The sequence below is a fragment of the Prevotella sp. oral taxon 475 genome, from assembly GCF_018127805.1.
Lineage (GTDB): Bacteria > Bacteroidota > Bacteroidia > Bacteroidales > Bacteroidaceae > Prevotella.
Window position 1 is genome coordinate 1,636,056 of record NZ_CP072334.1, and the last position, 12,312, is coordinate 1,648,367.

10 protein-coding genes are annotated in these 12,312 nt (G+C 53.6%); 2 read left to right on the forward strand and 8 right to left on the reverse strand.

What is annotated here, in order from left to right:
* Positions 1 to 28 precede the first annotated feature (28 nt).
* The 7 genes from J5A66_RS06465 to J5A66_RS06495 form a co-directional block, all read right to left on the reverse strand.
* Positions 29 to 1,132, reverse strand: coding sequence for a DegT/DnrJ/EryC1/StrS aminotransferase family protein (locus J5A66_RS06465; RefSeq protein WP_211791453.1), 1,104 nt, complete (start codon positions 1,130 to 1,132; stop codon positions 29 to 31).
* Positions 1,129 to 2,094, reverse strand: coding sequence for a GNAT family N-acetyltransferase (locus J5A66_RS06470; RefSeq protein WP_211789852.1), 966 nt, complete (start codon positions 2,092 to 2,094; stop codon positions 1,129 to 1,131). Before J5A66_RS06470 ends, J5A66_RS06465 begins: the two co-directional genes overlap by 4 nt.
* A complete protein-coding gene (locus J5A66_RS06475) occupies positions 2,082 to 2,480 on the reverse strand; it encodes an FdtA/QdtA family cupin domain-containing protein (RefSeq protein ID WP_211789853.1) in 399 nt (132 codons plus the stop codon). The genes J5A66_RS06470 and J5A66_RS06475 overlap by 13 nt, the downstream gene beginning before the upstream one ends.
* 550 nt (positions 2,481 to 3,030) lie before the next feature.
* The gene (rfbB, locus tag J5A66_RS06480) at positions 3,031 to 4,179 is read right to left on the reverse strand and encodes a dTDP-glucose 4,6-dehydratase (RefSeq protein ID WP_211789854.1); all 1,149 of its coding nucleotides are present in this window, start codon (positions 4,177 to 4,179) and stop codon (positions 3,031 to 3,033) included.
* Positions 4,180 to 4,196: 17 nt separating this feature from the next.
* Positions 4,197 to 4,700 carry a metallophosphoesterase gene (locus tag J5A66_RS06485; protein WP_211789855.1) on the reverse strand — a complete coding sequence of 168 codons (504 nt, stop codon included), beginning with the start codon at positions 4,698 to 4,700 and terminating at the stop codon, positions 4,197 to 4,199.
* A 24-nt stretch (positions 4,701 to 4,724) separates the two neighbouring features.
* Positions 4,725 to 5,354 carry an AAA family ATPase gene (locus tag J5A66_RS06490; RefSeq protein ID WP_211789856.1) on the reverse strand — a complete coding sequence of 210 codons (630 nt, stop codon included), beginning with the start codon at positions 5,352 to 5,354 and terminating at the stop codon, positions 4,725 to 4,727.
* Positions 5,329 to 6,714 (reverse strand): MATE family efflux transporter, encoded by a 1,386-nt coding sequence (locus tag J5A66_RS06495; RefSeq protein ID WP_211789857.1) that lies wholly within the window; start codon positions 6,712 to 6,714, stop codon positions 5,329 to 5,331. The genes J5A66_RS06490 and J5A66_RS06495 overlap by 26 nt, the downstream gene beginning before the upstream one ends.
* Before the next feature lie 546 nt (positions 6,715 to 7,260).
* Between J5A66_RS06495 and J5A66_RS06500 the strand changes: the two genes are divergently transcribed.
* Both J5A66_RS06500 and J5A66_RS06505 read left to right on the forward strand, forming a co-directional pair.
* Positions 7,261 to 7,485 (forward strand): hypothetical protein, encoded by a 225-nt coding sequence (locus J5A66_RS06500; protein ID WP_211789858.1) that lies wholly within the window; start codon positions 7,261 to 7,263, stop codon positions 7,483 to 7,485.
* Positions 7,486 to 7,647: 162 nt separating this feature from the next.
* Complete coding sequence (locus J5A66_RS06505) at positions 7,648 to 10,470, forward strand: fimbrillin family protein (protein WP_211789859.1); 2,823 nt, start codon at positions 7,648 to 7,650, stop codon at positions 10,468 to 10,470.
* An 840-nt stretch (positions 10,471 to 11,310) separates the two neighbouring features.
* Here J5A66_RS06505 and J5A66_RS06510 read toward each other — a convergent pair.
* Positions 11,311 to 12,249: a ribose-phosphate pyrophosphokinase gene (locus J5A66_RS06510; RefSeq protein WP_211789860.1), complete on the reverse strand. Its 939-nt coding sequence runs from the start codon at positions 12,247 to 12,249 to the stop codon at positions 11,311 to 11,313.
* Positions 12,250 to 12,312: the final 63 nt, after the last annotated feature.

Sequence of the window (12,312 nt, forward strand, 5' to 3'; positions counted from 1 at the left end):
TTGCATTGCCGGAATTTGTCTGGCCGAATTACTCATAGTCGTTGAGAGCGGCGATGATGTAGTCCACCTCATCATCTGTCAAGGCCGGATGTAACGGCAGACTGAGTTCCTGACAGTGAATCTGCTCGGTGATGGGAAGCGAAAGCTCATTCCAATGAGCGTAACACCGCTGCCGATGCGGCGGAATGGGATAATGAATCAAAGTCTGAATGCCCCTCTCGAGCAGATAGGTTTGAAGATAGTCGCGATGGCGGCAGAGCAGGGGGAAGATATGAAAAACATTATTGGAAAGATAATCGACAGTCGGCACGGTGAGCTTGGGATTGCAGATATGGGCTATATATTTTGATGCAATCGCTTGCCTGCGCCGATTGTCGGCATCGAGATAGTTGAGTTTAACCCGCAACAGAGCGGCTTGTATTTCATCGATTCGGCTGTTTCGCCCGATGAAGTCGAAGACGTATTTCCGATTCGAACCGTAGTTGCCCAACGCTCTGACAACCTCGGCCAGCTCGACACGATTGGTGGTGACGGCTCCGGCATCGCCCAAGGCTCCGAGGTTCTTCCCGGGGTAGAAACTGTGAGCAGCAACATCACCCAAGCCACCTGTTCGGCGATGTTGCCAGGTGCAGCCGTGCGCCTGAGCGTTGTCTTCGATGAGTTGGAGGTGGTCGTACCGGCGAAGAAGGGCGCAGATCTGGTCGTTATAGGCACACCGACCGTAGAGGTGAACGAGCATCACGCCGCGTGTGCGACTCGTTATTTTCTCCTCCATCCGCTCCGGATCTATCTGAAAGGTGTCGATTCGGGGCTCGACGAGCACGGGCGTAAGTCCGTTTTCACTGATGGCCAGAATCGAAGCGATGTAGGTATTGGCCGGAACGAGAATCTCGTCGCCCGCGTGCATCTCGCCCAGTTCGATATAGGCGCGGAGGATGAGCGTGAGCGCATCGAGTCCGTTGGCGCATGTGATGCAGTGGCGCACGGAAAGGTAGCGGGCATATTCTTCTTCGAAGGCGGCGGTTTCGCTGCCTTGCAGATACCAGCCGCCGGAGATCACTCGATTGGCCGCTCGATGAAGTTCCTCTTCGTGTCGGGCATTGATTTTTTGCAGATCCAGATATTTTATCATACGCAACAAGGTGGCGGGGATGAGAGCCGCCATTCGTAGGTGTCGTAACAGATACCTCGCCCGCCGAATCCTTCTTTCTGAAAGAGGAGCGAGGCGTTGAAGCCGTATTCGGTTTCAGCCGTAGAGGTGCCAAAATCGAAGTAAGGCGTAGCGGTGTAGACCTGGTCGAGAAGATGGTGAAAAAGCAGGTCGAGCGCACCCATCTGTCGTCCTTCCGCCGAGGCCGATATATATTGCGTGTGAGCGGTCTGTGGCGTTTCGTAGACAACGGTTCCGCCGAGTGCCGTCTCGCCCTGATAGACGATGTAGAGCCTGATGCGGGTGGGAAAGGCAGCGGCAAGGCGTGAGATTTCTTCGAGCGAATGCACGGGCTGTGTGCCGTATCGGCTTTCGAGATGGCGACAGAGGAGATGCCAAAACGTGGCATAATCGGTAGATTCTTCCACCCGAAGACCGGCGGCTCGGGCTTTCCTTAGACCCGACCGACGCGATTCGGCCAAGCGGATTCGGTTCCTCTGTGCGATGGTGGCCGAGAGTTCACGCCGAACGAGCTGAGCCCCACAAACGGCGGTGAGAGCGTAGAGATCTTCCTCGGCCGGGAGCCGGTGATAGATCCAGGGCGTGGGTTTGTAGACTACGTGTGAAAAACCTTCTGCGCGCAAAAAATCGTTCACACAGCGGAAGATGTGACAGACGTCGGTGGCCGTTGCCCGTTGGTCGAGAACGAGCCCGCCGTAGGTGAGTCCGCCGTGCGAGATCACCGCCCCGCCCTCGCCCCGACTCAGGGGAAGCAGAGCAGCCAGTCGGCTTTTGCGCCACACAAGGAGCGAGGCATCTGCAAATCGGTGGGCATGATAGTCCATATAATCGCGTTCGAGAAGGAATGTGCTGTTCTTCGATCGCTGCACAAAGTCATTCCACCGCTCTCGTTCACTGGCCGTGTATCGTGTTATTTCGAACATCCGATGTAGGTGAAGAAGTCGGCGTAGTTGCGGATATAATCTTCTTCGTCGAAGGGTTCGGAGGCCAGAACGAGGCCTACGGCTCCGGAGGAGAAGTCGTCGAGGGTGCGCCAGGTGTCTGTCTCCACGAGCAGTCCTTGGTAGGGGTGATTGAGCAGGAAGGTTTTCCGTTCTGTTCCGTTGTCGAGCGTGACATGAAAGCTGCCGCTCACGGCGACAATCAGTTCTCGACAGCGTTTGTGGGCATGTCCGCCACGGCTTTCTCCAGCCGGGACGTCGTACACCCAGTAGACTCGCCGGATGTCGAAGGGCACTTGTTCTTGTGCCTGCGCAACGGTGAGGTTGCCGCGGGGATCGAGAATACGAGGGAGGTTGATCAGGAGCATTTTCTTTTAGGAGTGAAAGGGAGTGAAGACGAATGTTCTTTTAGGAGTGAAGGAGTGAAGGAGTGAAAGGGAGTGAAAGGGAGTGAAGACGAATGTCTTGCCGTCTATTGTTCTTTTTATATATCGGTTCTGAACTTTTCAGAAAGCTTCCCTGAGTGCCAGCAGCCGTTCTGAAATGTTCAGAAAGCTTCCCTGGGTGTCAGCGGCCGTTCTGAAATGTTCAGAAGCTTCCCTGGGTGCCAGCGGCCGTTCTGAAATGTTCAGAAAGCTTCCCTGGGTGCCAGCGGCCGTTCTGAAATGTTCAGAAAGCTTCCCTGGGTGCCAGCAGCCGTTCTGAAATGTTCAGAAAGCTTCCCTAGGTGCCAGCGGCCGTTCTGAAATGTTCAGAAGCTTCCCTGAGTGCCAGCGGCCGTTCTGCACGCTGCAGAACCGGTGTCGACGACGACACAGAAAATCATTGACCTCTTGGCGTCTCCTTGTATGGTGTGCGAGGAGGGGAGGTCAATGATTTTTTCATGCACCCGAAGAAGTGGCTGCCGTACAGGAGGGACTAACGTCCGCCGTACATCTCTTCGTAATACTTCTGATAGTCGCCGCTGGTGACTTCCGAAATCCACTGCTGGTTCTCCAGGTTCCAACGGATCGTCTTGACGATGCCGTCGGCAAAACGGGTTTCGGGCAGCCAACCCAGTTCGCGACTGATCTTGGTGGGGTCGATGCCGTAGCGTTGGTCGTGGCCCAGGCGGTCGGAGACGTAGGTGATGAGCCGTTCGTCCATCCAGTCGATCGAGATCTCGCCCTGCGCGTTGCGCTCCTGCTTCTTGAGTATGCGACGCAGAGAAGGGTCTTCGGTCATCATCTGGCGGATGGTCTGGAGGGTGAGCTTCACGATGTCGATGTTCTTCATCTCGTTATGCCCGCCTACGTTGTAGACTTCGCCCTCGACACCACGACGCACCACCAGGTCGATGGCCTTGCAGTGATCTTCTACGTAGAGCCAGTCGCGGATGTTATCGCCTTTGCCGTAGACGGGTATCGGCCGACCGGCGAGGATGTTGTTGATGACAAGCGGGATGAGCTTCTCGGGGAAATGATAGGGACCGTAGTTGTTGGAACAGCGGGTGATGCTCGTCGGCATGTGGTAGGTGTCGTGATAGGCCATGACAATCATGTCGGCCGAGGCTTTCGAGGCACTGTAGGGACTGTGGGGACAGAGCGGAGTCTGCTCGGTGAAGTAGCCCGTCTCGCCGAGCGAACCGTATACCTCGTCGGTAGACACCTGGTGGTATCGCTTGCCGGCCTTCCACGTGGGGTAGCCGTCCTCGCCCTTGCCCGTTGTCCAGGCACGCCGGGCGGCGTCAAGCAGGTTCTGCGTACCGAGAATGTTCACCGAGAGAAAGAGTTGTGGATCTTCGATGCTGCGGTCCACGTGACTCTCGGCAGCGAAGTTCACCACATAGTTGATGTCGTGCTCAGCAAAAAGTCGGTCCACCAATTCGCGGTCGCGAATGTCGCCCCGTACAAAGAGGCAGCGACTCTCGTCGATGTCGGCTTTAATGGTGCCGAGGTTGCCGGCGTAGGTGAGCAGGTCGAGCACAATGACGCGGAGGTCTTCATTCCTGTACTTCTCATTGAGCAAATACTTGATGTAGTTGGCACCAATGAATCCGGCGGCTCCTGTTACTAAATAGGTCTTCATGCTTTTTCTATTTTTTGTTAATGATTTTTTCTATCGGATAGGGTGATCACTTCGCAGTCGGCGAATCTGTTGCCCTCGATGATGAGCCGCACAAGGGTCCGCTCCTTCTGCCAACCCTGCATCCCGGCCGCACCGGGATTGATGTGAAGCAGATTCAGAGTCTTATCATATTTCACCTTGAGAATGTGCGAGTGCCCGGAGATAAAGAGCTGCGGCGGAGAGGCGTAGATCTGTCCGCGGATGCGCGGGTCGTAGTTCCCGGGATAGCCGCCGATGTGCGTCATCAGCACGTCCACTTCTTCGCATTTGAAACGTAACCGCTCGGTGAACATCCGCCGCAGGTCGCCCCCGTCGATGTTTCCGTAGACGGCTCTCAAGGGGCAGATCTCGGCCAAACGCTCGGCCACCTCAAGACTTCCGATGTCTCCGGCGTGCCATATCTCGTCGCACACACCGAAGTAATGTCGATATTTCTCGTCCCAATAACCGTGGGTGTCGCTGATGATGCCGATGCGTTTCATTGTGATAGAGAATTTGCAGAGAGGTCATGGTTGCTGAAACCGACGACGAATGAAATCGCCCAGCAACTCGGCCGTGCCTTCCATTCCGAGAATAGACGAGTCGACACAGAGATGATAGGAAGCAGCCTGACCCCATCGTTTTCCCGTATAATAATTGTAATACGCAGCACGCCGTTCTTCTACCTCGACAATAAGAGCCGCTCCCTTTTCCCGATCACACCCTCTACGCTCGCACACGCGGTCGATTCGTTCCTGTCGATCGGCCGTTATAAAAAGGTTGACCACCCGAGGAAAATCACGCAACACATAGTCGGCACACCGCCCCACAAAAACGCAGTTGCTCTCAAGGGCTGCCTTACGGATGGCGTCGCTCTGAAACTGAAACAAACGCTCCTGCGAAAAGTTGTTGTTGCTGTAGAAATGATGGTCGCCCATCAACGGCAGATGATAATTAAGAAACGACCGACCAAACATCTTCTGCTCGTCGTTCTGCTCGAAGAAACGCTCGCTGAACCCACTTTCCCGAGCCGCCAGATTGAGAATCTCACGATCGTAGAACCGATATCCGAAGTTCTGTGCCAACATCTTGGCAATCGTCCTTCCGCCGCTGCCCAACTGCCGCCCCACGTTAATGATGATATTCCCTGTCTCCATCTGCCTGTTGTCTATCTTGATTTTTAAATTTCCGCATATACGCAAACATCATCGCTGCTGCCACAAAAGCCGAAACAACATCGGCCGCGGGCATCGAGGCCCACACGCCATCTGCACCAAACTCGCGCGGCAAAATCAGTAGCATCGGAATGAGAAACAGCAACTGACGAGAGAGCGACAGAAAAACACTCACCTGCGCCTTGCCGATGCTCTGAAAAAAATTGGCTATTACCATTTGGTAACCTACAATGGGATAAGACACCATCATGATTTGCATACCCCGAATCGACAATGCGATCAAAGTCTCGTCCGATGTGAATAGCCGGACACAGAAATAAGGAAAAAACTCTCCCACCACAAATCCCGCCGTCGTGATACACGTTCCGGCAATCGTTGCATACTTGAGTACCCGCAGCATACGATCGAACTTCAACGCACCGTAATTATAGCCTGCAATAGGCTGCATACCTTGATTCACACCGATGGTCACCATGATGAAGATGAAAGCAATGCGGTTAGCCACTCCAAAAGCTCCCACTGCCATGTCGCCACCATATCGAACCAAACTCGTATTGATGATAATCACCACGAAACAGGCACACACATTCATCGAGAAAGGCGACATACCGATGCCGATGATATTCTTCACCAGCGCACCTCTCAACCGATAGATGCCCCGCCTCAGATGAATCAACTCGTTTTGATTGCTAAAAATCTTCAACTGCCATACCAATGCCACCAACTGTGAAAGCACCGTTGCATAGGCAGCACCACGTATGCCGAGGCCGAACGGCCAAATAAAGATAGGGTCGAGTATGGCGTTCAGCACCACGGTAAACATCGTCATATACATCGCCAACTTCGGTTTGCTCGCTGCCCTCAGCAGCGCATTCATCCCGAAGTAGAGATGCGACACGACATTGCCCAGCAGGATAATCTCCATATAATCGCGTGCGAAAGGCAAAGTTTGGTCGCTTGCACCGAAGAAACGCAGTATCGGGTCGAGGAAAACCAAACTCACCAAGGTAAACGCCACGCCTATCAGTGTGTTCAACACCAACGTATTACCCAAGATGTGCTGTGCGGCAGCGTAATCTTTCTGTCCCAATTTGACAGAAAGCAACGTCGATGCGCCCACACCGATACCCGCACCGAATGCCGTAGACATATTCATAAACGGAAAGGTAATGGCCAAACCCGAAATAGCCATTGCCCCCACGCCCTGTCCAATGAAGATACTGTCCACCATATTATATAAGGAGGCAGCCGTCATGGCAATGATGGCCGGGATGGCATACTGCATCAGCAGTTGTCCCACCGGGTTTGTCCCTAATTCGAGTGTTGCTTGTCTGTTGTCCATTGAGCCGTTGAGCTTTACCCTGCAAATGTACAAAATATATTTGAGTTCTCCCTCGTCACGCCAGATTTTATAACGCCTGTATCCGTGTTTCCGCTCCTTTCTCTCTACGCCTTCATCCCCATTTCTCCCCGTACATTTGGTCATTTCAGAAGATTGTGCTATCTTTGCCGCCGTGTTTGAGGTCATATCGCAAAGGATATATTATATAATGTGTAACGTGCATCTCCATACAGGTATCACAGCGGAGCAGAAAAGGGCGAACTTTTCTGCATCTTTTAACGCCCATTGTTTGGTAGTGTTGCAAGAATTCGCTACCTTACACACACACACACACACACACACACACACACACAATGTTCGCACCTATTGGTAGCGCAACATTTTTTTACTTTTTCTTACGCGCGCGCGAAGCGAGCACAACCTCTATTAGCAAAGGGCTCTTCGGAGTTCCCTTTGCTTCTCTTTTCGTGCCCGCTGCTCGCGGTGATGAAAGAAGAATGAATCGCATTTTCCCTATATGTTTTATCTATAAATTTTCATTGTGTTATGAGAAGAAATCAAGTCAGCGGTCGAGCCTACTGCTCGCCCCAAATTCAAATCATTTGTTTGCAACAGGAGTTCGGCCTCCTGGCCGCCAGTCCCCAGGTGCAGCCCGGAGGGGGCGGCACCGGTAACATCGGTGTCAAACCCTTAGACCCCGACGAAGAGGAAGTGGCCGGTGCCAAACCCTGGAGCGGATGGCTCTGGGAAGAGGAGACCATTGAGAAGTAAGTAGTAAAGTAGTAAGTAGTAAAGGTACTAAAGTAGTAAGTAGTAAAGTCGTCGCTTCACGCCCTCTCCGCTAACAACCGCGGATCATCACCGTCGATCACAACCGTGTAGCGGTGAGATGTCTTAGAGCAAAGCGCGCTACTCCAATAAAGAATAATAACAATGAAACATTCCTATTCCATTCTTCATCGATGCCTCGCCGCCATGCTGGCCGGCATCGCCTGTCTGTCCATCGGCTCCTGTGCCGACGACAATATCAGTAACCAACAAGAGGTAGGCGATCTCGGTGCCACCGTCTCCTTCGATGTAAGCACCGCGCAGGAAAACCGACTGTCCCAGCCGCAGAATGCTCCCGCCACGCGTGCCGCCATCGCCGCGCGTCTGAGCACAGAGGGCCTCACCTTAGCAGACCTCGCACCGCGCCGCCACACCGTCAAAGGCCTGACCGATGCTTGCATCGTAGAGACCACCCTTGAGGGCGTCACCCCCGTGCTGCCCACGCCCGGCACACGCGGCAATGTCAAGACGGCCATCGACGCCCGCTTCACCTCGTCGGCCTGCCGCAGCAACACCCAAGGCGACACCCAAGGCAAGCCCGAATGGTTCGACAACCGACCCACCAACGCCACCGGCAGCCTCGTCACACCGCTGTACTGGATCTGGACGCAACGCTATGCCCGCTTCTATTCCGTTTTTCCTGAAGCCACCACAGCTAATGGCATCGCCATGACCGACGGCACCCATGCCGGTGCACCCCAAGTGACCTTCCAGGTAAAGCAGAACGTCAAAGACCAGGTCGACCTGATGACGGCTTGTTCGGGCGAAGTGGAGTATACCACACGCCACCAAGCCCCCAACACGAGCCTTGAGTTCCGACATGCCCTCACGGCCGTGCAATTTGCCGTGGGCCAAAACCTCTCGTGGAACAAACGCATCACCAAGGTAGAGATCAAGAATGCCTATAGCAAGGGTGTCTACACCCTGCCTGCCGACAAGAACATGGACGGTAGCTGGGATGACGGCAGCCTGACCGAGAGGAAAGACTTCGCCCTTGACCTCTCCGCCTCGCCCATCGATGTGAACAAAGCCCCCAACACGGTGCTGATGGGTAACACAGGCGACAACTACACCTTTTATATGATACCGCAGAGCCTGGCCGGCGTCTCTATTGTCATTACGCTGGAAAGCACACACTCCGGCAGCACAGCTCCCAACACTATCACGCTGAACTTCACCGGAGGAAAATGGAAACCCGGAACGACGAAGCGCTACAAGCTGAGTCAAACCTCGAGCGACTGGACCTACGACATCACCGTGACGAAGCTTCCCGCTGCGGCAGCTTACAACAAAAACAAGAGCGGTACCTACGGCATTACCAGCGCCCGCATCGCGCCCGACGGCACTCAGCAGTCGATCCCCTGGCGGGTAAAGGAGTATAGCTTCGATGGCGGACTGACGTGGGTGACGACGATCCCTGCCGGCCACTGGTTCAAGGGATTAAACAAGACCGAGGGCGGCACCAACTTCGGCCCCGTGGCTGAGGAGCAGGGTCAGGCCACGTTAGAGGCAGTCAGCCTTAAAGACCTGCTCAAAGAGCGCAACGACGCCCTTAAACTTGGCCCCAAAGGCACTTCCTCTGTCTATTACGACCTCTCGATGCACGACATCAAGGGCAACACCCGTGCTGCGCGCAGCACGGCCAACTGCTATGTCATCTCTCACCCGGGCTTCTACAAACTGCCCTTGGTGTATGGCAACGCCATCACCAACGGAACGACCAATACAGCGTCTTACACCTATAACGGCAGCAGCACCGACCCTAACATTACCTATGTGCTGAAGAAGTTCAAGGACCACGCCGGAGCTGACATCACCAACCCGTGGATTGAACAGACGAACGGCGGAGCCAACAACGGCATCGATGGTGCTCAGATCGTTTGGGAAGACGAGAAAGACTTGGTGCAGAACCTCGCTATCGATCACGATGCCGCAGGTGATGGTTACCTCCGGTTCGAGGTAAAAGCGGCCGACATCAAAAGCGGCAATGCCGTGGTGGCGGTCAAGAAAGGCAATACCATCGTATGGTCTTGGCACCTATGGTTCGCGCCCGACTACGTGCTCGACCCCATCCCCGTGGTCAACTACAGCGGCTCTCACACCTATAAGTTCAGCACTGAAAACCTGGGTTGGAAATACACCTCTTGGCATGGTACTGTCTATCAGCAACCGCGGAGCGTGAAGGTACGCGTAGAGCAGTTGGGCGGTCCCAAGAAGCAGGCAGAGTTCACCATCACGCAGAATCCCTACAGCACAAAAACGGGTTATAACACGTTCTACCAGTGGGGTCGTAAGGATGCCTTCCCCGGCGGATTGATCGGAAACACGGAGCCCACCCTCTATCCTGCCGGTCAGCTGTTCAAGAATAATGATGGCGACAACATGTCCATCACCAAGGGTATTCAGCATCCCGGTAGCTTCTACATCTTCGGTTCTTCCTGGAGCAGCACTCCTCCTACAGGTTACACTTATTATAACCTATGGTCGGCCAATAATACCACCACGCAGGTTTATAACAGCGGTAACGACCTTCCTGTGGTCAAAACCGTTTATGACCCCAGCCCTGTGGGTTTTAAGCTACCTGCCAATAACGTCTTCACGCGGTTCACCACTACAGGACTGAATGCCTACAATGCGACCGAGTTCAACGTGCAGGGTGCGAAAAAAGCCAGCAACTTTACGGCCAACTTTGGTTGGAACTTCTGGACCAACGCCAGCAAGAACGCCATGATCTATTTCCCCGCTTCGGGCTTTCGCAACTACATGAACGGTTCGCTCGGCAGCGTGAAGAGCAACGGTTGGTATTGGTCGGCCGTTCCGTGCGACGTGCAACTCGGTTGCTTCCTGCTCTTCAACTTGCACTCCGTGACCCCGCTGGGCACTGCCTTTCGGGCTGGTAGCTCCTCCGTGCGGCCCGTGACGGAATAAGGCACAAAAACGGCCTATAACCATCATCTAAAATAGCAGAGGTGACTTCCCGCACATCGGGAGGTCACCTCTTGCGTATCGGGAGATCATCTCCCGTGTATCAGGAGAGCATCTCTCATGAATCGTGAGCTCATCTGCTATATACTGAAATCGTATGTGCCACCTATTGGGAGCACTGTGCGTAAACAACCCCAACGGGGTTGGTCTGTTGGTAGAGCAGGGTTGGCGAGTGAAGCGAGCCTACCCTGTTTAAGCGGCACCCACTTATAACAACCCCAACGGGGTTGGTCTGTTTTTATCGAAAATCCCTCTAACTCAGGAGATCAAAACGATCCCTCCACCCCCCTAACTTAAGGGATTTAAACAGACCAAGATCTACGGCCTTGCTTTCTCTTTGCACGTCGTAGGCAGGGTAGGCTCGTTTCACTCGCCAACCCTGCTCTGCCAACAGACCAACCGCTACGCGGTTGTTAGCGAAAGAGCACTTGGTATTTTGTGCACAAGCATCATTTACACCACAAGAGGTGGTTTCTAGTACATCGTAAAGCACTCTTGTACATCGGGAGGCCATTTGTTATGCATCGGAATCGTACTTCTCATGTATCGTGAGGTCATCTGCTATATACTGAAATCGTATTTGTCACCTATTGGGTACACTGTACATAAACAACCGCATAGCGGTTGTTAGCGCGAGAGTACTTGGTACTCTCGCGCTAACATCATTTACACCACAAGAGGTGGCTTCCCAATGCGTCGGGAAACCACCTCTTGTGTATCGAGAAGTTCTCTCTTCGGTATGAGAGTTCGCCGTGTTGAGAGTCCCTGCGAGAGGGATTGTGTTTAAATCAGATATTGTGAAGAGATGCTTTCATTGCTCACGACACGGCGTATAGTCTCGGCAAACATGTCGGCAACGGAGAGTTGTTTCACCTTTGAACAGCGGTTGGTGTAGGGAATCGAATCGGTAAAGACGATTTCTTCAAGCATCGAATTCTGCACACGCTCTGACGCTGGACCGCTCATAACACAGTGTGAGGCACAGGCTCGCACACTTTCTGCTCCGGCTTCTTTCATCACGTCGGCGGCTTTGGCGATGGTTCCGGCCGTGTCGACCATGTCGTCTACGAGAACAACGTTCTTCCCTTTTACGTCTCCGATAATCTGCATACTATCTACGACGTTGGCGCGAGCGCGTGTTTTGTTGCAAAGTACGAGCGGACAGCCTAAGTATTTGGCGTAGGTGTTGGCGCGTTTGCTGCCGCCCACGTCGGGAGAGGCGATGACGAGGTCTTTGAGTTGCAAGGCCTGGAGATAGGGAAGGATGACGCCCGAGGCATAAAGATGATCTACGGGGACGTCAAAGAATCCTTGTATCTGGTCGGCATGCAGGTCCATAGTGATGAGCCGATTGATGCCGGCCGTACTGAGCAAGTCGGCCACGAGTTTAGCACCGATGCTCACGCGTGGTTTGTCTTTTCTGTCTTGGCGAGCCCAGCCAAAATAGGGAATCACGGCGATGATGTTGCGGGCCGAGGCGCGTTTGGCTGCATCGACCATCAGGAGCAATTCCATGAGATTGTCTGAGTTGGGGAAGGTGCTTTGCACGAGAAACACATCGCGTCCGCGGATGGATTCTTCGTAGGACACGGCAAACTCGCCGTCGGAGAATCGGGTTACGACGAGATTACCCAGCGGACATCCCAGACTGGCGCAGATCTTTTCGGCGAGATAACGAGTGTTAGTGCCTGAAAATACTAAAAAAGAGTTCTGTTCACTCATTTCTTTTGTTGTTGTTTATTGTTTGTGATGGATTGTTGTTGCGGAGGTGTTGAGAAGATATTT

Excerpts from the sequence above, each read along its gene's own strand:
- J5A66_RS06465 (WP_211791453.1), bottom strand. The coding sequence starts at position 1,132 with ATGATAAAATATCTGGATCTGCAAAAAATCAATGCCCGACACGAAGAG.
- rfbB (WP_211789854.1), bottom strand. The coding sequence starts at position 4,179 with ATGAAGACCTATTTAGTAACAGGAGCCGCCGGATTCATTGGTGCCAAC.
- J5A66_RS06510 (WP_211789860.1), bottom strand. The coding sequence starts at position 12,249 with ATGAGTGAACAGAACTCTTTTTTAGTATTTTCAGGCACTAACACTCGT.
- J5A66_RS06500 (WP_211789858.1), top strand. The coding sequence starts at position 7,261 with ATGAGAAGAAATCAAGTCAGCGGTCGAGCCTACTGCTCGCCCCAAATT.
- J5A66_RS06505 (WP_211789859.1), top strand. The coding sequence starts at position 7,648 with ATGAAACATTCCTATTCCATTCTTCATCGATGCCTCGCCGCCATGCTG.
- J5A66_RS06495 (WP_211789857.1), bottom strand. The coding sequence starts at position 6,714 with ATGGACAACAGACAAGCAACACTCGAATTAGGGACAAACCCGGTGGGA.
- J5A66_RS06475 (WP_211789853.1), bottom strand. The coding sequence starts at position 2,480 with ATGCTCCTGATCAACCTCCCTCGTATTCTCGATCCCCGCGGCAACCTC.
- J5A66_RS06490 (WP_211789856.1), bottom strand. The coding sequence starts at position 5,354 with ATGGAGACAGGGAATATCATCATTAACGTGGGGCGGCAGTTGGGCAGC.
- J5A66_RS06470 (WP_211789852.1), bottom strand. The coding sequence starts at position 2,094 with ATGTTCGAAATAACACGATACACGGCCAGTGAACGAGAGCGGTGGAAT.
- J5A66_RS06485 (WP_211789855.1), bottom strand. The coding sequence starts at position 4,700 with ATGAAACGCATCGGCATCATCAGCGACACCCACGGTTATTGGGACGAG.